Source organism: Cellulosilyticum lentocellum DSM 5427 (assembly GCF_000178835.2).
In the GTDB taxonomy this organism is placed as follows: domain Bacteria; phylum Bacillota; class Clostridia; order Lachnospirales; family Cellulosilyticaceae; genus Cellulosilyticum; species Cellulosilyticum lentocellum.
This window is the reverse complement of sequence record NC_015275.1, coordinates 1626386-1652360: the sequence shown is the minus strand read 5'-3', so window position 1 is coordinate 1652360 and position 25975 is coordinate 1626386. Positions and strand designations below refer to the sequence as shown.

General features: G+C 34.1%; 25 protein-coding genes and 1 riboswitch. Of the genes, 5 read left to right on the top strand and 20 right to left on the bottom strand.

The features are described 5' to 3' along the window. Nucleotides 1–9 precede the first annotated feature (9 nt). Entirely contained in the window at nucleotides 10–1188 is a 1179-nt protein-coding gene (locus tag CLOLE_RS07485; protein WP_013656482.1) for an aminotransferase-like domain-containing protein, read from the top strand. Nucleotides 1189–1341: 153 nt separating this feature from the next. Here the strand turns inward: CLOLE_RS07485 and CLOLE_RS07480 are convergent, their stop codons facing one another. The 4 genes from CLOLE_RS07480 to CLOLE_RS07465 all read right to left on the bottom strand — a co-directional run bounded on the left by CLOLE_RS07480 (nucleotide 1342) and on the right by CLOLE_RS07465 (nucleotide 5245). Next, nucleotides 1342–2232 carry an ATP-grasp domain-containing protein gene (locus CLOLE_RS07480; protein WP_013656481.1) on the bottom strand — a complete coding sequence of 297 codons (891 nt, stop codon included), beginning with the start codon at nucleotides 2230–2232 and terminating at the stop codon, nucleotides 1342–1344. A gap of 117 nt (nucleotides 2233–2349) precedes the next feature. Next, a complete protein-coding gene (locus CLOLE_RS07475; RefSeq protein WP_013656480.1) occupies nucleotides 2350–2772 on the bottom strand; it encodes a hypothetical protein in 423 nt (140 codons plus the stop codon). 298 nt (nucleotides 2773–3070) lie between these two features. After that, on the bottom strand, nucleotides 3071–4054 hold the full coding sequence (locus tag CLOLE_RS07470; RefSeq protein WP_013656479.1) for a tetratricopeptide repeat protein: 984 nt from the start codon (nucleotides 4052–4054) through the stop codon (nucleotides 3071–3073). A 54-nt stretch (nucleotides 4055–4108) separates the two neighbouring features. Next, nucleotides 4109–5245, bottom strand: coding sequence for an SLC13 family permease (locus CLOLE_RS07465; RefSeq protein WP_013656478.1), 1137 nt, complete (start codon nucleotides 5243–5245; stop codon nucleotides 4109–4111). 397 nt (nucleotides 5246–5642) lie between these two features. On the opposite strand from CLOLE_RS07465, the gene fba reads away from it, so the two are divergent. Beyond that, on the top strand, nucleotides 5643–6506 hold the full coding sequence (gene fba / locus CLOLE_RS07460; protein WP_013656477.1) for a class II fructose-1,6-bisphosphate aldolase: 864 nt from the start codon (nucleotides 5643–5645) through the stop codon (nucleotides 6504–6506). 354 nt (nucleotides 6507–6860) lie between these two features. After that, on the top strand, nucleotides 6861–7025 hold the full coding sequence (locus CLOLE_RS07455; RefSeq protein WP_013656476.1) for an alpha/beta-type small acid-soluble spore protein: 165 nt from the start codon (nucleotides 6861–6863) through the stop codon (nucleotides 7023–7025). A 67-nt stretch (nucleotides 7026–7092) separates the two neighbouring features. On the opposite strand, the gene CLOLE_RS07450 is transcribed toward CLOLE_RS07455, so the two are convergent. The 9 genes from CLOLE_RS07450 to CLOLE_RS07410 form a co-directional block, all read right to left on the bottom strand. After that, entirely contained in the window at nucleotides 7093–8787 is a 1695-nt protein-coding gene (locus CLOLE_RS07450) for a peptide ABC transporter substrate-binding protein (RefSeq protein WP_013656475.1), read from the bottom strand. A gap of 85 nt (nucleotides 8788–8872) precedes the next feature. Continuing rightward, nucleotides 8873–9862 (bottom strand): ABC transporter ATP-binding protein, encoded by a 990-nt coding sequence (locus CLOLE_RS07445; protein ID WP_013656474.1) that lies wholly within the window; start codon nucleotides 9860–9862, stop codon nucleotides 8873–8875. Next, entirely contained in the window at nucleotides 9849–10877 is a 1029-nt protein-coding gene (locus CLOLE_RS07440; protein ID WP_013656473.1) for an ABC transporter ATP-binding protein, read from the bottom strand. The genes CLOLE_RS07445 and CLOLE_RS07440 overlap by 14 nt, the downstream gene beginning before the upstream one ends. Before the next feature lie 18 nt (nucleotides 10878–10895). After that, on the bottom strand, nucleotides 10896–12080 hold the full coding sequence (locus CLOLE_RS07435; RefSeq protein WP_013656472.1) for an ABC transporter permease: 1185 nt from the start codon (nucleotides 12078–12080) through the stop codon (nucleotides 10896–10898). A 10-nt stretch (nucleotides 12081–12090) separates the two neighbouring features. Then, nucleotides 12091–13011: an ABC transporter permease gene (locus CLOLE_RS07430; protein WP_013656471.1), complete on the bottom strand. Its 921-nt coding sequence runs from the start codon at nucleotides 13009–13011 to the stop codon at nucleotides 12091–12093. A 386-nt stretch (nucleotides 13012–13397) separates the two neighbouring features. Continuing rightward, on the bottom strand, nucleotides 13398–14357 hold the full coding sequence (locus CLOLE_RS07425) for a D-2-hydroxyacid dehydrogenase (RefSeq protein ID WP_013656470.1): 960 nt from the start codon (nucleotides 14355–14357) through the stop codon (nucleotides 13398–13400). Nucleotides 14358–14361: 4 nt separating this feature from the next. Next, nucleotides 14362–15489 carry an SPFH domain-containing protein gene (locus CLOLE_RS07420; protein WP_013656469.1) on the bottom strand — a complete coding sequence of 376 codons (1128 nt, stop codon included), beginning with the start codon at nucleotides 15487–15489 and terminating at the stop codon, nucleotides 14362–14364. Between the two features lie 137 nt (nucleotides 15490–15626). Then, the gene (locus tag CLOLE_RS07415; RefSeq protein WP_013656468.1) at nucleotides 15627–16856 is read right to left on the bottom strand and encodes an aminopeptidase; all 1230 of its coding nucleotides are present in this window, start codon (nucleotides 16854–16856) and stop codon (nucleotides 15627–15629) included. A gap of 31 nt (nucleotides 16857–16887) precedes the next feature. Next, nucleotides 16888–17070 carry a DUF4250 domain-containing protein gene (locus CLOLE_RS07410; protein ID WP_013656467.1) on the bottom strand — a complete coding sequence of 61 codons (183 nt, stop codon included), beginning with the start codon at nucleotides 17068–17070 and terminating at the stop codon, nucleotides 16888–16890. A 159-nt stretch (nucleotides 17071–17229) separates the two neighbouring features. After that, nucleotides 17230–17331: riboswitch (THF riboswitch) on the top strand. Nucleotides 17332–17396: 65 nt separating this feature from the next. On the opposite strand from CLOLE_RS07410, the gene CLOLE_RS07405 reads away from it, so the two are divergent. Beyond that, on the top strand, nucleotides 17397–17939 hold the full coding sequence (locus tag CLOLE_RS07405; protein WP_013656466.1) for a folate family ECF transporter S component: 543 nt from the start codon (nucleotides 17397–17399) through the stop codon (nucleotides 17937–17939). 73 nt (nucleotides 17940–18012) lie between these two features. On the opposite strand, the gene CLOLE_RS07400 is transcribed toward CLOLE_RS07405, so the two are convergent. Both CLOLE_RS07400 and CLOLE_RS07395 read right to left on the bottom strand, forming a co-directional pair. Then, on the bottom strand, nucleotides 18013–19446 hold the full coding sequence (locus tag CLOLE_RS07400) for a sensor histidine kinase (protein ID WP_013656465.1): 1434 nt from the start codon (nucleotides 19444–19446) through the stop codon (nucleotides 18013–18015). Further along, nucleotides 19443–20129: a response regulator transcription factor gene (locus CLOLE_RS07395; protein WP_013656464.1), complete on the bottom strand. Its 687-nt coding sequence runs from the start codon at nucleotides 20127–20129 to the stop codon at nucleotides 19443–19445. The genes CLOLE_RS07400 and CLOLE_RS07395 overlap by 4 nt, the downstream gene beginning before the upstream one ends. A 182-nt stretch (nucleotides 20130–20311) precedes the next feature. Between CLOLE_RS07395 and CLOLE_RS07390 the strand changes: the two genes are divergently transcribed. After that, nucleotides 20312–20530: a helix-turn-helix domain-containing protein gene (locus CLOLE_RS07390; protein ID WP_013656463.1), complete on the top strand. Its 219-nt coding sequence runs from the start codon at nucleotides 20312–20314 to the stop codon at nucleotides 20528–20530. A 13-nt stretch (nucleotides 20531–20543) separates the two neighbouring features. Here the strand turns inward: CLOLE_RS07390 and CLOLE_RS07385 are convergent, their stop codons facing one another. From CLOLE_RS07385 to CLOLE_RS07370, 5 genes are all read right to left on the bottom strand, one after another. Next, complete coding sequence (locus CLOLE_RS07385; protein ID WP_013656462.1) at nucleotides 20544–22283, bottom strand: ATP-dependent metallopeptidase FtsH/Yme1/Tma family protein; 1740 nt, start codon at nucleotides 22281–22283, stop codon at nucleotides 20544–20546. Nucleotides 22284–22733: 450 nt separating this feature from the next. Continuing rightward, a complete protein-coding gene (locus tag CLOLE_RS07380; protein ID WP_013656461.1) occupies nucleotides 22734–23405 on the bottom strand; it encodes a GntR family transcriptional regulator in 672 nt (223 codons plus the stop codon). Nucleotides 23406–23484: 79 nt separating this feature from the next. Beyond that, nucleotides 23485–24744, bottom strand: coding sequence for a hypothetical protein (locus tag CLOLE_RS07375; protein WP_013656460.1), 1260 nt, complete (start codon nucleotides 24742–24744; stop codon nucleotides 23485–23487). Between the two features lie 62 nt (nucleotides 24745–24806). Further along, entirely contained in the window at nucleotides 24807–24962 is a 156-nt protein-coding gene (locus CLOLE_RS22395) for a DUF1540 domain-containing protein (RefSeq protein WP_013656459.1), read from the bottom strand. A gap of 63 nt (nucleotides 24963–25025) precedes the next feature. Continuing rightward, a complete protein-coding gene (locus CLOLE_RS07370; protein ID WP_013656458.1) occupies nucleotides 25026–25862 on the bottom strand; it encodes a phosphatase PAP2 family protein in 837 nt (278 codons plus the stop codon). Nucleotides 25863–25975 lie beyond the last annotated feature (113 nt).

Here is a 25975-nt window from a genome sequence, read left to right as displayed (position 1 = left end):
GGGATACACATGAGTGAAATGTTTTCAAATCGTATTTTAAATACCAAGAAGTCTTTTATTAGAGAAATTCTTAAAGTTACCCAAAATAAAGAGGTCATTTCTTTTGCAGGTGGACTTCCAAATCCTATTTCTTTTCCTATAGAAGCACTTAAAACTTCTATGAACAGAGTGGTAGATGAAAATGGCAGTAATGCTTTTCAATATGCTACCACAGAAGGTTACTTACCTTTACGTGAACAAATTGCCACACGTTATAAAAAACGTTTTGGTTTAGAAGTAAGCCCTAATGATATCTTAATCACCAGTGGTTCTCAACAAGCCCTTGACCTTATTGGCAAGGCTTTAATCAATAAAGATGACCACATCCTCATTGAGAAACCCGGTTACTTAGGTACCATTCAAGCTTTATCACTTTATGAGCCTCAATTTCACGGTATTAACTTATTAGAAGATGGCTTAGACATACAATCTTTAGAGGCAGCACTTAAAGCTTATGCTCCTAAATTACTTTACACTGTACCTAACTTTCAAAATCCTACAGGCCTTACCTACAGTAAAGAAAAACGTGAAGCGATTTGTGAATTACTTAAAACAACTTCGACTTATCTTATTGAAGATGACCCTTACGGAGAACTTCGTTTTTCAGGAGAAGATTTACCTTATATTGGTTCCCGCGGGTTAGAACATAGCATTTTATTAGGTTCATTTTCAAAGATTGTTACGCCAGGTATGCGTATTGGCTGGATTTGTACAAAAGACAGTAAGCTTATGGATAAGCTTATTATTGCCAAACAGGCTTCTGACTTACATACAAATTTCTTCTCACAATGTGTGATTTCTGACTATCTTGCCCACAACGATTTAGATGAACATATTCGTAAAATCAAGTCACTTTATAAAGAACAAAGCTCAGCTATGGTAAACGCTATTAAAACGTATTTCCCTGGCAATATTCAAATCACTATTCCTGAGGGTGGTATGTTTTTATGGGCTACCTTGCCAGAAGGAACGTCTTCTTTAGAGTTATTCGACTTAGCTTCTAAAGAAAATGTTGCTTTTGTTCCTGGTGAGCCATTTTATACAGAAGAACTTACTTCTCGTACCTTCCGCCTAAACTATACTAATTCAGATAGTGAAACGATTGAAGAAGGTATTAAACGCTTAGCTAAAGTCATTAAAAACAGATAACTATAAAAGGAAGAGGATTACTCAAAAGTAATACCTCTTCCTTTTATATTGGCTTCCACTTATTACAACAATCTGGCTTACACAAGTTAACTATTCGTTCATATCACTAAATTAAGCCTACTTTTTTAATATGCCTACCAATCTATCACCTGATTATAACTGTGCTATTATATGACTTGTAATCTTCTCTGCTACATTAACACCTGTACAACTTTGAATAGCTTTAATATGTGCATTGGAATTTACTTCACATAATATAGGCGTCTCCTCATCTTCAAAAAGCAAATCAATCCCTAGGAAATCTGCTCCTAAAGCTTTACTTACCTCTAATGCCAACAGCTTAAAAGCAGTAGGTGGCTCATAAGCTACTCCTATACCACCATTATTAATATTGGCTCTAAAATCTGTTTCAGAGGTCCTTAACATCGTTGCTACTATTTCATTTCCTACTATATAAATTCTTATATCCTTCCCTTTGCTATAGTCAATATATTGCTGATATAAATGAGGTACTGTTATTAATTCTTGTCTCTTAGCTGCCAACTCTTCTCTATTTGTCACTAAGTAAACTTGTTCTCCAAAAGAACCATAGCATTCTTTAACTACCATGGGATAACCTAATATTTTTTCTACCTGTAAGAGATACTCTTCCTCCTTCTCTACTTCCCTGAACATTAAAGGTGCCATAATGGTATTAGGCATATGAATCCCCTTACCTGCTAAATACTGAAAGGTCTTTGCTTTATCATCACAAATTTCTATTACCTTTGCACTATTAAATACCCTTACTCCAAGTTGCTCTAATTGCATGGCAAGCCTTATATCCTTATCTAGAAATAAGACGAATTTAGGAAGCTGACTAGGCTTAGCACCTTTTAAAAACAGCTGATCCTCTCCTACTCCTATTATGAGTTCATTATTAAAAATCAGTTCTAGTCCTAATTCTACTTGAGCAGCCGCCTTTTTATAATGATCTACCATCTCCATAAATGTGTCCGTTTTAAGTGATCCATTCACTATCAACCAACCTGTTATTCCAGTCACTATGTTATTCCCTCCATTCACGTCACTTTCTTCCTCTATTTTATGCTATTTTATAACTAATAAAAAGTGCCTAGCGTGATAAACTGCCGCTGGCACCTTTAAGAGAAATTCATATGATTAAACCCACCATTTCCCATCTTCATCAGACTTAATAGTAGGCTGTTCATCTTTTCGCAAATTAAACTGTTCTTGCCCATTTCTTTGTACTTCTCCTGGTCTAACTTCTTCAAGTGATTGTAATACTTCACTCATTTTGCCTCTTTCTTGTTCTTTATAGGTTTGCTTTTCTTGTTCTTTACTTCTAGTTTCTTCTTTCGCTTTCTTGTCTAATTCCTTTTCTTTAAGTAACTTAATCTTTTCCGAGGAAACAACTTCTTTTTCTTCTTTCCATGGCTCTATATATTCTAGTGAACTATGCTGATAATGCATACTTACATTGTTATTGCTTTTTTTCTGTTTTAAGGTTCTTACTAAACTAAAACCTACTAAAATTGCTACCCCTATAGCAAAAATAATAGCACCTATTAAAAATACACCCAAATGCTTACCCCCTCCTATTTATCTAAATTTTCCATCTTTACAATTATAGCACACGTTTTAATTTTTTATACACAATTTTAACAATTTTATCTATTTACTTTTTAAAATTGATTATCCATTATAAGTTAGGTAATATAATTGCTATATCCATTTTATTCCACATCGTTTTTTTATACAAGTATTTATTTTCATTCCAAAATAATAAGGTCACGTAGCAAATGAATCTACAAAATCCATTTTACTATCTGACCTTATCAGGTTTTATTAATTTAATTAACGATCTAGTTAGCGTTCTTATCTATCCTAAACAGTCTACAAGCTGTTTAAAAATCAGGTTTTCTGGTTCAGCAGCGTAAGCTTTTTTAAAAGCTTTACTTGCCAACTCCTTTTCACCTAGATGATAATATGCAATTCCTCTTTCTGCCAAGGCATTCATATCATCTTTTCTTCTATTAATATAGAAGTTCATTTCTTCCACACAATTTTTATAATCACCAATGAGCCCATAAATAAGACCTAAACAATAATGTGCATTTTCATTATCAGGTTCAATTTCAAGTACTTTTTTGTAAACCTCTAAAGCTTCATCATACATCTTAAGACTTAAGAAAATGCTTCCTTTACATTCGTAACCAATAGCTAGCTCAGGTTCTAGGACAATAGCTTTATTAAAACAACGTACTGCCTTTCCATATAAATCTTTGGCTAAAAACTCATCTGCTTTAGCAAAATACATTTCATATTCAGGGAAATTTAAAATAGAAGCACCTTCTAAGTCTTTTTTAGCAAAGAGGTAATTCATTTTATCTCCTGCATAGTTATGTATATACATAGCCACATCTGCAATGATTTTTTCATCTTTTTCAAAAGAAATACCTTCAGACATTTCTTTTGCATCTAATAAGCGAAGTTCTACAGGTAATAATAATGCTTCTGCTGCTGGTGCTACAATGCTATATTTAAAAAACAAACGTTCACCATCCATACTCAAATAAGTCTTAGCTTCACGATAAATGGTAGCCTTTTTATACCAGCCGATCACTTTATTTTCGCCTTCTCTGTTCTTTGAAGTCCATACAACTGTTACATCTTCTACTTGTGTATCATTTGCTAAACCATCGTCTATTTGTTCTAAGGCAATTTGGTCTAAGCCTTCACCATAGCCATAATAATAACCATTTACGTGTTGAAAATTATAGCCGCATGTAGGCACTAGCTTTTCTTCATCACCTTCACCTGTATAATATTTCATCCATGGTACATTAATAAATACAATTTTCATGATTTTTCTCCTTTTTGCCTCTAAAACTTAGTAATTCTAGTTTATCATCAAAATTTAAAATAGTAAATGTAGAAGCTGCAATAGTCCATAACCTAGAGGTGCTAATAAAATTAGTCCTAACACATTATACCATGTAAAACTCTTAAAATAGGCTTTCGCTTCTTGCTGATATTCTTTGACAAAGAGTTTATAAGAAATAACACTTGCTAAAGAAGCAATCAGCGTTCCCATGCCACCTATATCTACACCTAATACAAGCTCTTGCCAATTTTCCGTGAAAGGTGCTAGTAACATGGTAGCCGGTACATTACTAATGACCTGACTCATCACGAGCCCACTTAAATAGGTATATCCCTCTTCTTTTAAAAAACTTTGCAGTGTAGCTTTAATTGCAGGGATAGCTGCCAAATTACCTATAAAAATAAAAAAACCTATAAATGTCAATAAAAGTGTATAATCTACTTGAAATAACAAATGTCTATTTACTAAAAGTGTTACAATAATGGTTATACAAAAGGCAATACGATAATCTAAAACGCCAACAACAGAGCTTAAAATAATGATAAAAAGTATTAGAAACACCATGAGTTGTTTAGGTGCCTTCATCTGTACTGGTTCTAGAACTATGGTAATATCTGTCTTTCTCTCTTTTAACAATAAACAGCCTAGGAAAATAGCAGATAAAATAACTAGGCCAGTAGCTACTTTTAAAAACTCACCTAAATGCACACCATAATAAGTATAAATAAAGAGGTTTTGCGGATTTCCCATAGGCGTTAAGCTACTTCCTAAGTTAGCCGCTAGCGTTTGAAATACAACCCACTTAATGGGTACGATTTTGAGTTTTCTTCCTATAATCAGCGTAAGAGGGATGAAGGTAATAAGTGCCACATCATTTGTCATAAACATAGCTGCAACAAAAGTAATACCTATCAATACCAAACCCGTTTGCTTACTATTTTGACAATGCCTTAACAGGTTAACTGCTAAATAGTCTAACAGGAGCTGCTCTTTAAAAGCTGCTATAACAACCATTAAATTAAAAAGTAACAAAAGTACCTTGAAATCTATGTATGACCACTTGGGTGCTTCCCAGAAACAAGAAATAACCGCTAATACTACTGCTACTACAAGCACTATTTCTTTTTTGATCCAAGTTTTTATTTTCATTAGTCCAAAATGCTCTTTCATACTTTTTCCTACTCTCTCCTTCTAGCTTTTGTCGTATTTTATAATATACAGCTTTTTTATTATATCATGTTTTGTCATTATTGCCATTTTATGAGTTAAAACTTTAAAGAAATATTTCAAAATCTATTTTTGAGTTTTATTGGTTATAAGTAAGTGAAATTGTAACATATTAACAAGTATTTCTTGTATTTTTTGTATAGTATTCAGCTTTTTCTTATAATTACTTTTATAAAGAAGCCAAATTAATTAATATTTTATGATAAACAACAAATTTTTGTACTTCCTAATGATTAATTTGCTGTTTATTTTTTATCAAAATACCGTTATAATAAAAGCAGGAAGACAAATAATATAGTGATTATTATTTTCTCAAAAATGAATAGATGGAGGGCGTAATATGTTAGTTTCAGCAAAAGACATGTTAAACAAAGCAAGAGAAGGTAAATACGCTGTTGGACAATTCAATATCAACAATCTTGAATGGACAAAAGCTGTTCTTCTTACAGCACAAGAAAATAATTCCCCAGTTATTTTAGGTGTATCTGAAGGTGCAGGTAAATACATGGGTGGTTATAAAACAATCGTAGGTATGGTTAATGGTATGATTGAAGAATTAAACATTACTGTACCAGTAGCACTTCACTTAGACCACGGTTCATATGAAGGTGCTTTAAAATGCATCGAAGCTGGTTTCTCTTCAATTATGTTCGATGGTTCACACTATCCAATCGACGAAAACGTTGCTAAAACAACTGAACTTGTTAAAATCACAACTGAAAAAGGACTTTCTTTAGAAGCTGAAGTTGGTTCAATCGGTGGCGAAGAAGATGGTGTTGTTGGTGCTGGCGAAATCGCTGATCCAGCAGAATGTAAGAGAATCGCTGATCTTGGTGTAACAATGCTTGCAGCTGGTATTGGTAATATTCACGGTCAATACCCAGAAAATTGGAAAGGCTTAGCATTTGATGCACTTGAACAAATCAACGCAGTAACAGGAACTACTCCTCTCGTACTTCACGGTGGTACAGGTATCCCTGAAGAAATGATTAAAAAAGCAATCTCATTAGGCGTTGCTAAAATCAACGTTAATACAGAATGTCAATTATCATTCGCTGCTGCTACACGTGGTTACATCGAAGCTGGTAAAGACCAACAAGGTAAAGGTTTCGACCCACGTAAATTATTAGCTCCAGGTTTTGAAGCTATTAAAGCAACTGTAAAAGAAAAAATGGAATTATTCGGCTCAGTTGGCCAAGCATAATTCTTTTTATAAAAGAAGGTATTGTAAATTTGCAATACCTTCTTTTATTTTGATTTGCTACTTTATACTTGTTGTCTTATTTGAAGTATAACATTTTTTTTAGTGCATATAATAAATGTATTGTTCATAAACTTGATTTTAGAATTCTTTACAAAAAATATAATTTTTTATAAACGGTTACTTTAATTTTAACTGCTGACTACTCCCAACCTAATAGGAAAAAAATACTAGAATAAAAAAAATCATACTACACATATTAATACCATAGTAACCGCAAAACATTCCACCTCTTCAAAGAGCATAGAATATTTCGTGGTTACTAAAAAACTAAAAACCTTATAGGGGGCAACCATTATGTCAAACAAACAAGCTTTTGAATCTATGAAATACGAAGTAGCAAAAGAAGTTGGAGTACCTTTAAAACAAGGATACAACGGAGACCTTACAGCTAGAGAAGCTGGAAAAATCGGTGGAACAATCGTACAAAAAGTGTTTGAAAGCTACAAAGGATCAAAATAGTTGATAAGTAAGAAAAAACCGTCTCATATGAGACGGTTTTTTTCTTAACTATTTCTTCTTTAATTTCTTATTCTTGTACTTCAATCATTTCAGCATCACCAAACCAAAGTTTGCTTGTTGATGTTAATTCTAAGTCATGTACAGAATCTTGAATCATCATGTTTGTTACATAGTAGTATACAGGAATTATTGGCATATCTTCCATTAAGATATCATGAGCTTTGTATAAGTGTTCCATACGTTCTGCACCCATTGTTTCTCTTGATAATTGCATTTCTGTATCAAAAGTTTCACTGCTGTAACGACCAATGTTTTGTGTATTAGTAGATTCAAAGATTTCAAGCATTGTTTGTGGGTCATTGTAATCGCCAATCCAACCACGACGTGCTAATGAATCGAAGGCATTATTGTTAGTTGTTTCTTGGAATACAGCCCATTCTTGATTAGTTAATTTAACATTAATACCAAGGTTTTGTTTCCACATTTCTTGCATTGCTTCTGCAATTAATTTATGACTTTCACTTGTGTTATAGAGGATTTCAATTTCTGGAAGTCCTGCTCCATCTGGGTAACCAGCTTCTGCAAGTAATGCTTTAGCTTTTTCTACATCACCTTTTGGATTAACACCGTAGTCTCCAGCTGTTTCTGTAAATGATTTTCCTTCATTATCTGTAATACCTTCTGGCATGAAACCATAAGCTACTTTTTGTCCACCTTTAGTTACTTCTTTTACGATTTGTTCACGGTTAATTGCAAGTGATAATGCTTGACGTACACGTGCATCTTTAAGCGCTTCATTATTCATATTAAATGCATAGTAGTATGTCCCGATTTTAGGCATGATATAGAATGTTGGATCCTCTGCAATAAGTGTTGGAATTTCATCTGTTGGAATGAGTTCATTCACATCTAATTCGCCTGCTGTGTATCTTGTATGTGCTGTTGATTCATCTACAATCATATACATTACAATTTTTTCAAGATTTACATTTTCTGCATTCCAGTAGTTTTCATTTTTAACAAGTACAATTTGGTCTCCCATTTTGTATTCTGACATTTTAAATGGACCGTTTCCAATATATTTAGCTGTATCTTTAGCCCATGCTCCTTCATCATCTACCATATCTTCTCTTACTGGCATAAGCGTAGCAAAGCCTGTAAGTCCTAAGAAGTAGTCTGTTGGTGCACTAAGTGTTACTTCTAAAGTTTTATCATCAATAGCTTTAACACCAAGCTCATCGATAGATTTTTCACCTTTAGCAATAGCACCTGCATTTAAAATATTTGCTGATTCAAAAAGATACATATATTCTGAAGCAGTTGCTGGATTTGCACCACGCTTCCATGCAAACTCAAAGTCACCAGCTTTCACAGGTTGTCCATCAGCCCAAGTTGCATCTCTTAATGTGAAAGTATATACAAGACCATCTTCTGATAAAGTATAACTTTCTGCAATACCTGGTACTACCTCTCCATCTTTTTCCCTCATAAGTCCTTCAAAAACATTGTTAATGATATGGCTAGCATCAGTAGCTGAATTAAGTTGTGGGTCTAATGTTAATGGGTCTGCTCCTAAGTTATAGCGAAGTGTTTGGTCTGCAGCAAGTACATAGTCCTCATCTGAATCTGTTCCTGTTTCACCTGTAGTTGCTTCTGAACCAGTTGCATTTCCCCCTGCTGTTTCTGTTTTACTGGCACATCCAGCAAGCGCCATACTTGATGCCATAAGCATAGCAAGTCCTAGTGTAAGTTTCTTCTTCATATTCTTTCCTCCTAATATCTATTTTTATTTAGTTTAATAACTATTTATTTATAAATAGGCCTATCTTTTAATGACAGTGCACTAATTATTTCGAATATAAGTGGCAAGCAACTTGATGCCCTGGTGCCACCTCTTGAAGTGTTGGTGTTACCTCTGAACAAATCTTCATGCACTCACTGCAACGTGTACGGAAGCGACAACCTGATGGTGGATTAAGAGGACTTGGTACATCCCCTTCTAGTACAATACGTTTTTTACCTCTTGCGAGATCTGGATCTGGTAATGGTACTGCTGATAGTAGCGCCTTGGTATAAGGATGTGCAGGGTGTTTATTAATTTCTTCACTCCCACCTATCTCTACAAGGTTACCTAAATACATAACCCCTATACGATTTGAAATATGTTTTACCATAGATAAATCATGGGCGATAAATAAATAAGTAAGTCCCATATCATTTTGTAAATCTTCAAGCATATTAATAACCTGTGCTTGAATAGATACATCAAGTGCTGAAATAGGTTCATCACAAATGATGAACTCAGGCTCTACTGCTAAAGCACGTGCGATTCCAACACGTTGTCTTTGACCACCACTAAATTCATGAGGATAACGACTAGCATGATCTCTCATTAATCCTACTCGTTCTAAAAGATAGTGAATACGGTCATTTTTTTCTTTTCCTGTGGCAATATGGTGTGTCTCAATAGCTTCTCCAATAATATCGTTAATTGTCATACGGCTATTAAGTGAAGCATAGGGATCTTGGAATACCATTTGCATACGTTTTCTATAAGGTAGCATTTGCTTTTCAGAGTATTTAGTAATATCTTCACCATCAAATAGAATCTTCCCATCTGTAGGTTCATATAACTTAATAAGTGTACGTCCTGTTGTGGATTTACCACAACCTGATTCTCCTACAAGCCCTAAAGTTTCTCCTTTTTTAATATAAAAAGAAACATCATCTAGGGCTTTAATGTATTGTACATTTTTTCCCCATAGCCCACTGGTTTTAGTAAAGTATTTCTTAAGGTTTTGAACTTCTATTAAGTTGTCTCTTTTATCTATGTTCATGCGCTCTAGCCTCCTTTACAAAACCTTCTACTGTTGGTGCATTTGGATGTAATAAATGACATCTTGATTTATGCGTTTTAGTCACTTCATAAACTTCTGGAATCTCTTCTAAACATTTTTTCATTGCAAATTTACAACGGTTACAAAATGCACAGCCTTTTGGTGGATTTAAAAGGTCAGGTGGTGTTCCTGGAATAGGTTCAAGCCTTTCTTTAACATCTGATTTAGGATTTGGTACTGAGTTCAGTAATCCCATTGTGTAAGGATTCTTCGCATCGTAGAAAAGTTCTTCAACTGTTCCTTCTTCCATGACCATCCCACCATACATAACAATGACACGAGTGCAAAGCTGAGCAATAACCCCTAAGTCATGTGTAATGAAAATAATTGAGCTATTTAAACGGTTTTGAATATCTTTCATGAGCTCTAAAATTTGTGCTTGAATGGTTACGTCTAAAGCTGTAGTTGGTTCATCTGCAATAATGAGCTCCGGATCACAAGAAAGTGCCATTGCAATAACCGCTCTTTGTCTCATCCCACCACTAAATTCATGAGGATAGTTCTTCATACGTTCTTCTGGTGAAGGAATTCCTACTAAAGTTAACATATTAATAGCAATTTCTTCTGCTTCTTTTTGACTTACTTTTTTATGATTACGAATCACTTCTGTCATTTGATTTCCAATGGTATAGACAGGATTAAGTGCACTCATAGGATCTTGGAAAATCATTGAGATTTCATTTCCTTGAATCTTACGCATTTCCTTTTCTGATTTTTGAACAAGGTCTTCACCTTTGAAGAGTACTGTTCCTTCTTTAATTTTCCCTGGATGTTGAAGTAATCTCATAACAGAAGAACAAGTAACAGATTTACCACTTCCTGATTCTCCTACTACCCCTAATACTTCTCCTTTATATAAATCAAAATCTACATCTCTAACAGATTGAACTTCTCCTAAATGGGTATAAAACGAAGTTTTTAATCCTCTGACTTCTAATATCTTTTCTTTATTCATCTTTAATAACCTCGCTTTCTATTTACGGAGTCTTGGATCTAGTGCATCTCTAAGCCCATCACCCAAGAAGTTGAATGCAAACATAGTAATCGCAATAGCTACTGCTGGTGCAATAAGTTGGTAAGGGTATGAACGAATACCACCTAATGCATCATTAGCGAGTGTTCCCCAAGAAGCTTCTGGTGCAGATACCCCTAAACCAATGAAGCTTAAGAAAGACTCAGTAAAGATAGCACTTGGAATACTCATTGTTAAAGAAACAATAATAGGTCCCATAGCATTTGGAATAAGGTGTCTCATAATAATTTTGAATTTAGATACACCAATAGTTCTAGCAGCTAGAACGAATTCTTGCTCTTTTAAGCTCAGTACCTGTCCACGTACAAGTCTAGCCATACCTACCCAATAAATAAGACCAATGGTTACAATAATCGTTGTAAGACCTGGTTTGTAAACAACCATTAATAAAATAACCACTAATAAAGACGGTACTGAATTAATGATATCTACAATACGCATCATGATGTTATCTACTCTTCCGCCTTCATAGCCGGCGATACCACCATAAATAACACCGATAAATAAATTAACTAATGAAGCTACAAGACCTACTGTTAAAGAAATTCTTGCTCCATATAAAATACGAATCCAAACATCTCTTCCTAAACGGTCAGTCCCTAATAAATTAGTTCTATTTCTTACCGTTTTTACTGGTGTTGTATCGATTTCTTTACCTTCTACAAAAATTTTATATTTAACACCACCATTTTTCTTTGCTTTTTTAGCATAAGAATAGTCAAGAACAACTTCTTTCCCACCAATTTCATAGGTTTTAGTAGAAAAAGCCATATCTTCTTCTATAGTATCTGGTGCTGCAAGTAATTCACCCTTTTCACTTACTTCTATAAGTTTGTACTCATTATGTACATATACATATTGACCATCCCAAAGTTTAGTAATGGGGAACTTCGGAGGTATATTCCCAAAACCTGGTTTTTGGTCTGAATAACTTACCTCTGAAAACATCGGTACTAAAACCGCTGTTAATGTGATTAATATAATTGTAACAAGGCCTATCATAGCTAATACATTTTTGCGAAGCATACGCCATGCATCTTGCCAATAAGTATGACTTGGTCTCGATATTTGTTGTGATTGTTTTTCGCTGTTATCTAATAATTCCCACTCTGAATGTTGACTCATGATCTGCCTCCTAACCTTTAATTTTAATTCTAGGGTCAATATATGCATAAGCAATATCTACAATAAAGACCATTACGATATAAATTGCTGCATAGAATATAGTAAGTCCCATAATAACGGTGTAGTCACGACTAGATACACTTTCTACGAAGTATTTACCCATACCTGGCACAGCAAAGATTTTTTCTACAACAAAAGAACCTGTAAGAATAGATGCCACCATTGGTCCTACATAAGTTACAACTGGAATAAGTGCATTTTTAAGAGCATGCTTACCGATAACTCTCAACTTGCTAAGTCCATTCGCTCTTGCTGTACGGATGTAATCTTGACGTAATACTTCTAACATACTAGAACGTGTTAATCTTGTTACATAAGCTATTGAAAATCCTCCTAAAGCAATAACCGGTCCAATATACCCCTTCCAACTTTCAAGTCCGCCTGCAGGAATCCATGCAAGTTTCTCTCCGAATATGTACATAATGAATGTACCAATAACAAAGCTTGGTATAGTTACCCCTATAGTTGCAATAATCATAATCACATAATCTATTGCATGATTTTGTTTAAGTGCAGAAAGTACGCCTAACGGTATACCTATTACTAAAATTAAAACAACAGCTAGAGCACCGATTTGTGCTGATGCTGGGAAAGTTTTAATAATAATTTCATTTACCGTTACACCTTTCTTTTTAAAGGAAACCCCCAGATCTCCTTTTGCTAAATCTCCTATATAATCTAAGTACTGCTCCCATAAAGGTGCATCTAGGTTATATTTTTCTGCTAAGGCCTTCTCAATTTCTGGCGTTAATGCTCTCTCACTTGTAAATGGTCCCCCTGGTATAGAACGCATTAAGATAAATGTAATCGTTGCAATTAAAAATAAAGTTATGAGCATCGATACGATACGTTTTAAACTATATTTGAACATAACCTTCCTCCTTCTCTCAAATATCTGATTGTTTAATTCAAATCCAATTAATTTAACTGATTAACATAATACATTATTTTATGATGTTTTGCAAGTTAGTATCGCCATTTTTTTATTTTAACCATTATTTTATGCTATTGGACGATGTTTTTTGACAGAAGTCTGCTGATTATCTTGCAAATTTCTTTTGTATTTGTCCAATTCTTTTCTTAATCTGATTACATAACTTTTAAGTATTTTTCACCTAAAAAGTATACATAAGTGCCAATATCATACTCACCTACTTTTCAAATAAGTCTGACTTGTCGCTTCACTAAAAAATATAAATAAAAAAAGACTTATAGTTTTTATTCCTATAAGTCTTTAACTATTTTTTGATTTTTATTTTAAACTATGCGATTACGCATTTCGCCTACTTCAAAAGCTCTAATATTTTCAATCACTTCCTGCACTAACACCTGACGTGCTTCCACACTAGCCCAAGCTATATGAGGTGTGATGAAAAGCTTCTCTTGCTCCTTCACCTCAAACAAAGGATTCTCTGCATCAATAGGTTCATTAGCCAGCACATCTAATGCAGCACCCTCAATCAGATTATCATTTAATGCTTTAGCTAATTCCTCTTCTACTACAATCTTACCACGACCTAAATTAAGTAGATAAGCCGTTGACTTCATTTGTGCTATTTCTTTATATCCTATTAAGCCATGAGTTTTTTCATTATAAGGTGCGTGGATAGAAACAACATCGCTGGATGCCAAAAGTTCTTCCAAAGTAACATTCTCATATTGAGTATCACTGATATTTTTGCCTGAAGTAGAATAATAAATCACCTTCATCCCAAAAGCTATACCTATTCTAGCTACAGCTTTACCAATTGCACCAAGTCCAATAATACCTAAAGTTTTCCCCGAAAGCTGATGAAATGGCCATGCAATATAAGTAAAGGTTTCACTACTTGCATAACGTTTACTTTTTACATAAGCATCATAAGCACTGTTATGTTCAATTAAATGCAGTAACATGGCAAAAGTATGCTGCGCTACACTTTCTGTTGAATAGCCAGCCACATTAGCTACTGCAATACCTCTTTCTTTAGCGTATGAAGTATCGATATTATTATAGCCTGTAGCTAACAAGGTAATCAATTTCAAACGCTCCGCATGCTTTAAATTACTTCCATTTAATACAACCTTATTCGTAATAATAACATCTACATCTTTTATACGTTCTTCCACTTCTTCTGGTGCTGTTAAGTCATAAACGACCACTTCACCACAGCTTTCAAAGGGTGTAATATCTATGTCCGCTCCTAGTGTCAATGCATCTAGTATACAGAGTTTCATGCTATTATTCTCCAATCTTTGTTCCACATTCAGGACAGAATTTTACGCCACCTTCTACCTGCTTCCCACATCCTGTACAAAATCTTTTCTTTTCTGCCACTTCTATCTTTTGACCACATTCAGGACAGAATTTACTCCCCTGTTTAATCATACTTTGACAGTTAGGACATGGCATAAGTTCCCCTGCTGGTGTTGCTGGAGCCACTGGTGTACTTACTGGCTGAGCATTCATAGCGGCAGCCTGTGCCATTTGATTGGCATTCATTTGGTTTAACCCTCCTGCAAAGGCATTGCCCATATGGAGCCCCATGCCTAAGCCCATACCATTTTGCATCATAGCATTAAGCCCATCATTTTCGGTTGACTTACTCATAATCTCTAGCTGCTTTAAGATTTGAATCTTACTTAATTTATCATTTTGAACACTACCTAAAATATTCATGCCTGTTAATTCTTTAAGGTGCTTTTCAATTTCTTCTGGCAAACCAATATTGCCAATCGTAAAGTGTGTCACACTTAAACCTAATTTACCGAAAGGTTCCCCTAAAGTGTCTGATAAAGCTGCTGCAATTTCATTATAATTAGATGCAATTTGAGTTACTGTTAACTGTAGGCTACCAATGATATCAGTAAACTGATTGACAATGAATCCTCTTAACTGTTCAGTTATGTCTTCTAAACGATAACGTGATTTAGTACCCACAATATTCGTTAAAAAAACAACTGGATTTTCAATCTTAAAGGCATAATTACCATGTGCTCTTACTTGAACTTGCCCAAACTGGCTATCTGGAATCCAAACTGGATTATTGGTCCCCCATTTATTATTTAAGAACTCTTTCATATTTAAGAAGTAGACATCTGATTTAAAAGGTGATTTAAAACCATAGGCCCATCCCTTTAAGTCACTTAAAAGTGGTAAATTCTTAGTTTCTAGATTATACATACCCGGGCCAAAAACATCAGCTATTTGTCCTTGTTCTACAAAGATGGCCACTTGACCCGGTCTAACCGTAAGCTGTGCGCCATTTTGAATTTCTTGATCTTCCATAGGAAACATATAAACAAGTGTATTACTACTTTCATCTAACCACTGAATAATGTCTAGAAGTTGCTTTTTAAAAAATCCCATTCCAAAACCCCCTTGATTCGTTTAAAAATAGCTTCTTATGAAGCCTCAAAACATCATTTAACCTAAGTATACCAAGAAATCTTCTAAATAGCCATAGCCTCTCTACATCGGTTTGCTATAGCTTCTTTGAAGCATACTTAAAATGCCCATTCTCCAGCTTTTAAAATATAAAAGCTTTCTCCTGCCGTTGTCGTTGCTTTAATATCTAAGGCACTACTTCCTACCATAAAATCATTATGGGTAATAGAAGTATTTGCTCCTGCTGCTTCTAATTCCTCATCGGTCATAGTTGTGCCGCCTTCTATATTAGTAGGATAGCTACTACCAATAGCAAAGTGACAAGACGCATTTTCATCAAATAAAGTATTAAAGAAAATGGTATTAGTCTTAGAAACAGGTGAACTTTCTGGTACAATGGCCACTTCTCCTAAGTAACAAGCACCTTCATCTGTTTCGATAAGCTTTTCGAGGACAGCTTTGCCTATTGCCGCATCAAAATCTACGATTTTTCCATCTTTAAAGGTAAAGCTGAAATCTTCTATGAGATTACCACCAAATACAAGTGGCTTAGTTGCTTTTAAGGTACCATTGACACCATATTTGTGAGGCATGGTAAAAATCTCTTCTGTAGGCATATTAGCCACAAAGTAAGTTCCCTTACCACTGCATTCTCCTCCCCCTTCCCACTTATGTCCTTCTGGAAGTTCAACTGTTAAATCTGTTCCTGGAGCCACATAATGTAAGGTTTTAATTTTCTTTTCATTTAAGAAAGCACATTTCTTAGCCAAATTGTCCGTATGTGCCTTCCAAGCTGCCACTGGGTCTTCTTCATAAATACGAGTGGCAGTGAAAATTTTATCCCATAACATTGCTTCTCTTTCTTCTTCCCTAGCATCTGGAAATACTTTTTTACTCCATGATGGTGTAGGCATAGATACCACGCACCAACACACCTGCGAACTGCTTACTGCTTTTCTAAATACTGTAAGTGCTTTGCCAGAAGCTTTTTGTGCGATAGCAATTTTGTTAGGCTCGATATCTTTCAGCAAATCTGGATCTCCTGCACTAATACTAATAAAAGCTGCTTTTTGTGCTACTAGATCCTCATACTTCTTGACTTCCCATGCCGGAAAATCTCCTAAAGTTTCTTCGGAAGCATAAGTATAAGTTAATTTTCCAATTTGCTCATCACTATACTCTACAATAACTTTTTTAGCTCCTACTTTGTAAGCACACTCTGTCATGGCTCTGGCAAAGGTAGCTCCTTCAATAGGTGTACGAATCACTAATACTTGGTCTTTTTGTACGTTAACACCTACTTCTACTACTAGTTTGGCATACTTGTATAAATTACTTTTTAAATCCATAACTTTATCTCCTTTATAGTTATCATCTATTTTACACAGCTACGAATTGATTATGACCTTCTTCATAGTGATAGCCAATAGTTGATAATCTTTCTATTAATAGTTGCGGGTCTTGATCATAAGTCTTACACAGTTCGTCTAAACTATCTGCTTCATCTCTAAGCTTCATATTAACAACACTTAATAATAAATAGGGATCCTTTTGATTTAACATATTCTTCCTCCTTGTTCGTCTTATATTATTATAGGTAGCTAAATAAAATTTGTAAACGGCTACTATATTTCTTTATTAGTATGAGTTTTCTTTGTGTATTTTTATTTATTGTGCTCACTATTATTTTTGTTATAATATTACTATCACTATAGATCAGTTGGCAGAGTAGATGTAAGTGCGTTAAGTGCTAGATGGACGGGAAGTTGCCACTAGACGAAAAATCTCTTTAGATTTGCGGTACTTATGTCGCATTCCGCTGCCAAAAGCAGCGCTTCTTTACCTTTAGCTTTTTTAGCTAAAGTCATTAATTATAAGGAGTTGCTAAAATGAATAGAAAAATAACAACTAAAGACTTAGCTTTATTAGGTCTATTACTTGCTCTTAAGATTATATTAGGGCGCTACTTAGCTATCGACTTTACTATTGTACGTATTTCCTTTGCTTTTGTAGTCAATGCCCTAATAGGCTACTTATTCGGTCCTTGGGTAGGCGCCGGCATGGGTGCTATAGGAGATATCTTGGGTTACTTTGGCTTTCCTCAAACCTTTGCTTATTTCCCTGGTTATACCCTTTCTGCGGCTATTTCCGGTTTTGTTTATGGGTATTTCCTTTATTACAAAAAATGGCCTACATCATCTTCTTTAAAGTTCCATATACGTTTAATTTTGGCCGTGAGTATTGTAGCTATTTTCTGTAATTTAATCTTAGGTACGATTTGGACTAGTATGGTTATAGGAAAATCTTTCATGGTTTTACTTAAGCCTAGAATGCTTAAAAATATATTACTTATTCCAGTAGAGTCGATTGTACTAAGTGGTATCTTTAACTATTTAGGTGGTCATTTAAGAAAGCTTCGTACAATTATCTAATAATAAGCATCAGTAATACTTAATTTACCAACTGTCCATAGTGAAAAAGGGGATGTTGCTTAGCAACACCCCTTTAATTTTTAGTCATTTTCATATAGTTACGCATTTTACCACTAATATTATTAGGTTCCAGCATTTTCGTATGGATAGGAAGTGTTACTATAATCTTAGTATATTCTCCTTCCACACTTTCTATAGCTACTTTACCATTGTGCTTCTCTACAATATTTTTTACCATTGTAAGGCCTATGCCACTACCTTGGTACTGCTCCCTGCTTTTATCACCGCGATACATACGTTCAAATACATAGGGTAAATCTTCTTCTGCAATACCAATCCCATGGTCTTCTACTGTAATGGTACACTCTTTTCCTTGCATACCTGTATATACTTTTATTTCTCCTTTATGATCACTAAATTTAAAGGCATTAGATAATAGATTCATCCAAAGCTGCTTCAGTGCATCTTTATCTGCTGATACCATAACATTTTCTGTTTCAGTATGTTTTATATGATAGTTTATTTTCTTTTCTTTAGCCACTATTTTAAAAGCATCAAATACTTCTTGTACGCTTTCATTTAAATTAATAACCCTAAAATTCATACGTGATTCATTTTCTTCAACATTTTTAAGAAGGTCTAGATTATTAAGCAGTTTTCCAAAACGTACAACCTCTTGATAAAGAACGTTCATTTGTTCCTCATCGATAGGATAAATACCGTCAATCATGGCTTCTAGATTACTTTGTAAAATATGAAGTGGCGTACGTATTTCATGTGAAACGTCTGAAATAAGCTTTTTACGAATGGTATCCTGTCTTTCTAGTTTTTCACCTAAATAGTTCATACTATGGCGCAAGGTTTCAATTTCTTTAATCTTACTTTTAAATGGATACCTTGCATTAAGCTTACCATCTGCTAAAGCAATAGAGGTCTTGCTAATACCATAAATATGATAAGTAAATAACCTAGATACATAAAGACCAGCTAAGATAAACCACATTAAAATCATACTAGAGCACCAAACAATACTAACATTAACGTTCTTCTGAAACTTTAAGTCGTTTTTCGTTAGTATATCGCTTGGATAATAGCCTATCTTCACATAAGCAATAATCTCACCTGCTTTATTATGAACCGGACGTTCTTCTTGCCTATATAAACTAGGATCTACTTGATTCGGATATTTTTGATTAAGATCTTCTATAAAGCTTTGCTCAGTCTCTCCCCATATAAAATGCTTATCTGGTCCTAGAAGCGTTACAGCAAAATTACCCATATAATTTTCTAATAAACCTTGCTGCATTGTATTGTTCTCTAATTCTCCTTTTTCATAAAGTTTCTCTACAATAGCTACAATACTATTACCAGCTTCTCTAATATTATTATCAATATAAATCTCAAAGTTCTTTTTAATACTGATATTAACAATCAAAGAAGTCGAAAATACCATAATACAACCAATGCTTAAGAAGATAGAAAAAAGCTGCTTACGAATGGATATCATGCATGTTCCCCTTCAAACTTGTACCCCACTCCTGTAACTGTTTTGATATAACGTGGGTTTTTAGTATCTGTCTCGATTTTCTTTCTTAAATTTTTGATATGCACGTCTATAGTACGGTCAAAGCCATCAAAGTCAATTCCCATAACAGCTTCTATAAGTTGGTCTCTACTAAATACACGACCTGGTGCTGAAGCTAATTCATAAAGCAAGTCAAATTCATTGGGTGTTAAGGTGATTTCTTCATTGTTGATTTGCACAATACGTTCTTGTAAGAAAATTTTAAAGTGCCCTTTGTCAAAAACAAGCATTTCTTTATTTTCTTCTCTTTGTTTTCTCGTATCCAGTGCTTTAACACGAGCTACTACTTCTCTTGGGCTAATAGGTTTTACCAGGTATTCATCAGCGCCTCTGTCAAAGCCGTCAATTTTACTATCTAAAGTACCTTTAGCCGTAATCATAAAAATGTGCACATTAGATACTTGTCTCATTTCTGCGCAAATTTCCTCTCCTTGTATATCTGGAAGCATCAAGTCAAGGAGTACAATATCTATTTTATTTTTATAAAAACAATCTAGCCCACTTCTACCGGTATAACAAGTAAATACCTTATAACCTTCTTTTTCAAGATATTTGGTCATAATATCAGCTACGCGTTCTTCATCCTCTATTACTAATATATTCATGTTAATCGTCCTTTCTAGATGGGATTAATATAACCGTTTTTTATTATTATAAAACAACTATATGAAGAAAGTGAAAAGCCTATAAAATTTATCAATAATTGATTTTACAAAATTAATAATTGTTGATAATTTATCGCTTTTACTTTACAATAGTAAATATATTGGGTAAGGGGGAATAAAAAATGAAATATACTTTCGATGATAAAGAACACTTAATCAACTTTATATGTAATGAAATTATTACCACAGCCGAAGCAACAACGATGCTCAATTGTTCCAGACAATATCTTGATGAACTTGTAAGCAAAGGTAAGATTACCCCCATTAAAACGATCAATCGCGTTAGACTGTATTGGAAAAACGATATTGTGAGTTTATTACAGAGAAAACACAGCAGCTAAAATAAGCTAGCTTCTAGTTAAAGAAGCTAGCTATTTCTTTTTCATTCAATGTTTCTTTTTCTAATAAAGCTGAAGCTAAGCTTTCTAGCTTTTCCTCATGCGCTTTCATTAAAGCTTTTGTTTCTTCATACAAAGCTTTCATTTTTTCTTGACACTTGGTTAGAAGATAATCATAGTCAATAGTTTGTTTACCCATAATGGCTTCTATATTAACAAGGCCAAATTCTTCATCCATGCCATATTTCACTATATAATTCTTCATATCAATGCTAGCTTTTTCAATATCATTACTAGCACCTGTAGTAACATAGTCTTCTCCAAAGGTAATTTCCTCCGCCACACGCCCAGCAAGACTAATTTGAATACGTCCCAAAAGTTCTTTTTTAGTTAGATACATTTTATCCTTGGGTACATTCATACTAAAGCCACCTGCGCCTTTAGTACTCGGAATAATCGTTACCTTTGTCACACTGTTTTCTGGTGCTACAAGTTTAGTGATTAAAGCATGACCAGCTTCATGATAAGCTGTGATTTTACGGTCTATTTCACTAATATTGCTACGGTCTTTCTTTTCTTTCCCTGCAATAACCGTATAGAACGCGGCTTCAATATGACTCTCATCAATAATAGCCTGGCCTTTAGTTGCTGCTAAAATAGCGGCTTCATTTAAAAAATTTTCTAGCATGGCTCCTGTAAAGAATACCGTTTGTTTAGCAAGCTCCTTAGCACTAATCTCACTAGAAATCGGTTTATTTCTCAGGTGTAATTTAATAATGGATTCTCTAGCTGCTAAGTCTGGATAACCGATTTCAATATGTCTGTCAAAACGACCTGGTCTAAGAAGAGCATCATCTAACATATCTAACCTATTAGTAGCTGCAATCACTATAATCCCTTCATCGTCTTTAAACCCTGACATTTCTGTTAATAAAGCATTTAAGGTTTGATCCTTTTCGTCATTGCTTTGGGCTGCATTTTGGCTTCTTTTTTTACCAATGGCATCTATTTCGTCTATGAAAATAACTGCTTTTTCATGTTTTCTCGCTTCTTTGAAGATATCTCTTACACGACTTGCCCCCACACCCACATACATTTGAACAAAGTCTGAACCACTGGCTGAAAAAAATGCTACACCAGCTTCTTTTGCAATAGCCTTAGCCATAAGAGTTTTCCCTGTTCCTGGTGGTCCATACAAAATAAGTCCTTTTGGCATTCTAGCACCCATTTTGGCATATTGCTCTGGATTCTTCATAAAATCGATAACATCTTCCACTTGTTCTTTAGCTTCTACATTTCCGGCAATATGAGAAAAATCTATTTTTAAATCCTTAGGTTCAATAGCTTTTTGACTCATTTTCATGCCACCACTTCCGGCTCCAACCTTTTTAACACTCCTAAAAATCATAATGAATAAACCTACCATAAGTGCCATACTTGCTATATATTGAATGGTAAAGGCCGCCTCTTGAGTTGCTTCTTCTACTTGAATTTGCTTTAAGAGAAGTTCTTCTTTAAAGCCTTCCTTTCTTGGGTTATCTGTTATATAAACCGTGTCATCTTGTTTTAATTTAAATAGTAATTTTGGGCCGCTACTTAAAGTGACTTGTTCTATTTTATTAGCATTTAAATGATTTATAAAGTCATAATAGCTGACACTATTATCGTTCTTATGCTTCTGACTATAAATACCTATAATCATTAGTAAAGCTATTAAACTAACACTAACAATGATTCCTACTCTCTTTTTATTCATATTTCCCCCTTCAAGTCCTCTCCCCTTACACAAGAGAAAAGCTAGTACACTGCTGTAAGAGCATTATAACTTAGGTACTAGGCCTATTTCATTAGTGAGTATATGGAAAACGAGCAAAAAAAGAGAAGAAAGACGACGGGCCTTTCTTCTTGAGAGAAGGTATTTTATTCTAGGGGTAGCAAATAATTAAATATTTGCTGTAACATCTGGGGGAAGTTACAAGTACATTATAGCAAGTGTTTCCCGATAAGATTGCCCTAACTTTTTTAAATTTTATTATATTTTTTATCTATTTTTAATGCGGGTTATTTTTTGTTGTTATTAATACTTTCTTTATTGCTATTTTTTTCACATTATTGTTCATACTGCTTAATGAGTTTCCAAATATTAGTTTGCTTTATTTTATTTTTATGCACTTTTATTGTTTTTCAAAGATTTTAGCTTTTCTAATTAGTGATATCTTGGAGCATCATCTAAATGCATATTTTTACTTACCTGTTCAATATGCTTATTGGTTAGCTCTTCCGCTTTTTCGCCATCTTGATTTTGTATTGCTTTAAAAATAGCTGTGTGCTCTTTTAACAAGCATGTTGCTCTACCTGGTGTTGCAAGAGATTCCATTCTTGTTTTTTGCACGTATGTATGAAAATCTGATAACATCTGCTTGAGTATTTTACTTTTAGTTGCTTTATAAATCATATCATGAAAGCGATGGTCTAATTCACCTATATGTACTAAGTCCTTCTTTGTTACATAGAACTCAGTTAGCTCAAGTACTTCCTTTAGTTTCTCTAGTTCTTCAAGGGTAATGCGTTCCGCTGCTAATTTGGCAGCCATACCTTCTAAACGACTTCTAATCATAAAAATATCTTGTACATCTTCTTGTGATACACCAGTAACAACCGTTTCCTTATTAGGAATAGACTGTACTAGACCTTCTAATTCTAATTGTCTAATAGCTTCTCTTACAGGTGTTCTACTTACATTTAACTCTTTTGCAATCGTCGCTTCTCTTAAAGCATCCCCAGGCTTATATTTCCCCTCTAGAATGGATTCTCTAATAGACTTAAATACTTTTTCTCTCAATGACGCCTTATCATTTGAACCGGAATCAAATATCACGTCGTGCCTCCTCGTTTTATCTTTTGTATATTTGTATACAAATATATTACCAAATATTCTAGAAATTACAATGGTATTCCTAATATTGAATCCATTTTCCTTCTAAATCTTTAACAGCAATCACACTTTCCTTAATAGAACGATTTACTATTTTCCACTCATTTGTACTAATATCCACTATTGTCTGCCATTTAATGATAACTTTATAAACTCGCTTTACTTCCTTTTGTTCTAAATCATCATATTCCTGATTCGTTAGTTCTACAGTTTCTGTAATACTACTATGTAAACGTCCCTCTTGATCTATAGTTACAGCCTCTGGTTTATAAACTACATCTACTCCTACAATATTTTTTTCTGCAATATACCACGCATTAAATAAATTTAATTGTTTTTCCTTTTGTGTTTCTAAAAAATAAGGACCTATCCCTTCACTTGTATGTTTAGTAATAGCTTCTTCATAGTTTTGGTAAAAATCGTTTAAGAATTGTTGCCACTTAGCACTGCCTGCTTTGGAAAGACTATACTCTTGTATATCTATCATATTATTTCCTTCAGTAACTCGAATAGGTATTTTAACTGGATTTAAATAACCTTCTGGGTGAACTAATTCTAACTGATAATTACCCACTAAAATATCCGGCAATTGAATAATCCCTTGATTACTTGCTTCACTTAACTGATCTAAGTGTACTTCTAAATGAGGGGCACAAATAATTTGAATCTGCCCTAATGCATAAGGCAATACAACTTTAGTTGTCTGAGGGATTTGAATCATTTGATAATAATCTTTATCTGCTTCATGGGGTAACTCCACCTTGAGCATATATTTACCTGGTAAAAGCTTTTCTTTTTTGTAACCTATCCCCATTTTATAATCAAGTTTTACACCACCCAAAGAAACCTGCGAGCCGTTAGGCGCTATAATTTGCACCTCTGAAAAGTCAAAAGGAAAACAAATTTTCCAGCCATCCCTATTCTTATTTAGAGTTAATGCCTCTTTCTTGACACCATCTGCAAATTCATATGCTAAGATATATTTCCCATTTAGCCAGCCTACTTTTGAAACATGAATGAGTTTATTTTCCTTGGCATAAAACCGATTGTAATACTGGGTAACAACGGTTTTATCGTTCATTTCCTTTATAGAATTGGGATCTAATAGATGATATATTTTTTCATACGCTTGTTCATTAAGAGCTTTCACATAACAGTCAATGCTATACACGGGACTTGAGTAGTAATGCCACATATATTCAGCACTCTTTAAAAGTAGAAAACCCATGATGACAGTTAAACAACTGATTATTAATATATTTTTCACTTGATTCTTTTGCATAATAATCCCTCCTATTTGTATAGTTTATATATATGATAGGAGGGACAAGTTTATCACTATTGTTATTTTCTTTCAAACTGCTGGCAATCTGTAATAGAGGAAGACTTATTATTAATAGCTTGCTGTATTTGTATATGTTCTAATGTGCAATATTTTTCTTGTGGATGATGGTGCTTACAAGCCTTTACCTCACACCCAATGCTCATGTTCATACTCATAATCTCAACTCCTTTAAGGTGATGAGTTTATTTTTTGCTGATTTATAATAAATATACTTGGCATTATTTTAACTTTTTAAAAATAAAAGGTGCACCAGCTGTAATCCATAGCAATAGAAGTGCATATTTAATCATCTTTACAATCTTAACAGCTGGTAGTACCTTACTTAAAATCAGGTATATCAGCACAAGACCGCCGAAACCAATAAGTATTTTCTTCAGCTGAATACGCCAATTTTGAACTGCTTCAAATTGTATATACTTCTGTTCAATGTAAGCACCACAAGTCATACCCCATAAAGCTGCTGCGCCCTTATATAAATCAGCATCTACTTTAAAAATCATTACCAATAATACTACAATACTAACACCTATAACATGGGCTGGTCTAATTTCACCCTTATCACCTAAGAGTTTGTTGGCTAATAAAGTAAAAATGACTCCAAAGAAAATACCGCCTAATACATCCATTGGCCAATGTACCCCTAAATATACCCTAGAAAGTGCTGTTAATAAAATGATACAGCTTCCCATAACATACATTCCTTTTGTGCGTAACACTAGCATGGCACCACTCCAAAAGCTTGTAGCTGTTTGCGTATGTCCACTAGGAAATGAAAAACTTGTAGCTGTTTCTGCTCTTATGGGTTTTACAACACCTAAATCAAATGGCCTAGGCATTTGGATTAAATTTTTAATCATTCCATTACCTACAAAGTTAAATAACACAAACCATGCAAGACGTTTACTTTTTATTTTATCAACGCACCAATATAATCCTGCTAAAATAGCTACAATAAATAAGCTCTCAGCCATTATGGTAATTGTTGTCATTAGCAAAGTTAGTGTTTCTGTTCTTATTTGTTCAAAAAACTGAAGTATCTTTATCTGTATTTCCATTCATAATCTCCTTTAATCTAATTTAGTACATTCAAAATAATCACATTATATTGTATATATCTTGTTTTTGCATTACAATATATATAATAAGTATCTTTACGACAAGGAGGTTT

Coding starts and splice junctions, on each gene's coding strand:
- CLOLE_RS07415 (WP_013656468.1), bottom strand. CDS start 16,856: ATGGATTTAAAAAGTAATTTATACAAGTATGCCAAACTAGTAGTAGAA.
- CLOLE_RS07445 (WP_013656474.1), bottom strand. CDS start 9,862: ATGAACATAGATAAAAGAGACAACTTAATAGAAGTTCAAAACCTTAAG.
- CLOLE_RS07400 (WP_013656465.1), bottom strand. CDS start 19,446: ATGATATCCATTCGTAAGCAGCTTTTTTCTATCTTCTTAAGCATTGGT.
- CLOLE_RS07375 (WP_013656460.1), bottom strand. CDS start 24,744: ATGCAAAAGAATCAAGTGAAAAATATATTAATAATCAGTTGTTTAACT.
- CLOLE_RS07390 (WP_013656463.1), top strand. CDS start 20,312: ATGAAATATACTTTCGATGATAAAGAACACTTAATCAACTTTATATGT.
- CLOLE_RS07405 (WP_013656466.1), top strand. CDS start 17,397: ATGAATAGAAAAATAACAACTAAAGACTTAGCTTTATTAGGTCTATTA.
- fba (WP_013656477.1), top strand. CDS start 5,643: ATGTTAGTTTCAGCAAAAGACATGTTAAACAAAGCAAGAGAAGGTAAA.
- CLOLE_RS22395 (WP_013656459.1), bottom strand. CDS start 24,962: ATGAGTATGAACATGAGCATTGGGTGTGAGGTAAAGGCTTGTAAGCAC.
- CLOLE_RS07425 (WP_013656470.1), bottom strand. CDS start 14,357: ATGAAACTCTGTATACTAGATGCATTGACACTAGGAGCGGACATAGAT.
- CLOLE_RS07385 (WP_013656462.1), bottom strand. CDS start 22,283: ATGAATAAAAAGAGAGTAGGAATCATTGTTAGTGTTAGTTTAATAGCT.
- CLOLE_RS07455 (WP_013656476.1), top strand. CDS start 6,861: ATGTCAAACAAACAAGCTTTTGAATCTATGAAATACGAAGTAGCAAAA.
- CLOLE_RS07370 (WP_013656458.1), bottom strand. CDS start 25,862: ATGGAAATACAGATAAAGATACTTCAGTTTTTTGAACAAATAAGAACA.
- CLOLE_RS07485 (WP_013656482.1), top strand. CDS start 10: ATGAGTGAAATGTTTTCAAATCGTATTTTAAATACCAAGAAGTCTTTT.
- CLOLE_RS07420 (WP_013656469.1), bottom strand. CDS start 15,489: ATGGGATTTTTTAAAAAGCAACTTCTAGACATTATTCAGTGGTTAGAT.
- CLOLE_RS07430 (WP_013656471.1), bottom strand. CDS start 13,011: ATGTTCAAATATAGTTTAAAACGTATCGTATCGATGCTCATAACTTTA.
- CLOLE_RS07470 (WP_013656479.1), bottom strand. CDS start 4,054: ATGAAAATTGTATTTATTAATGTACCATGGATGAAATATTATACAGGT.
- CLOLE_RS07435 (WP_013656472.1), bottom strand. CDS start 12,080: ATGAGTCAACATTCAGAGTGGGAATTATTAGATAACAGCGAAAAACAA.
- CLOLE_RS07465 (WP_013656478.1), bottom strand. CDS start 5,245: ATGAAAGAGCATTTTGGACTAATGAAAATAAAAACTTGGATCAAAAAA.
- CLOLE_RS07440 (WP_013656473.1), bottom strand. CDS start 10,877: ATGAATAAAGAAAAGATATTAGAAGTCAGAGGATTAAAAACTTCGTTT.
- CLOLE_RS07395 (WP_013656464.1), bottom strand. CDS start 20,129: ATGAATATATTAGTAATAGAGGATGAAGAACGCGTAGCTGATATTATG.
- CLOLE_RS07450 (WP_013656475.1), bottom strand. CDS start 8,787: ATGAAGAAGAAACTTACACTAGGACTTGCTATGCTTATGGCATCAAGT.
- CLOLE_RS07410 (WP_013656467.1), bottom strand. CDS start 17,070: ATGTTAAATCAAAAGGATCCCTATTTATTATTAAGTGTTGTTAATATG.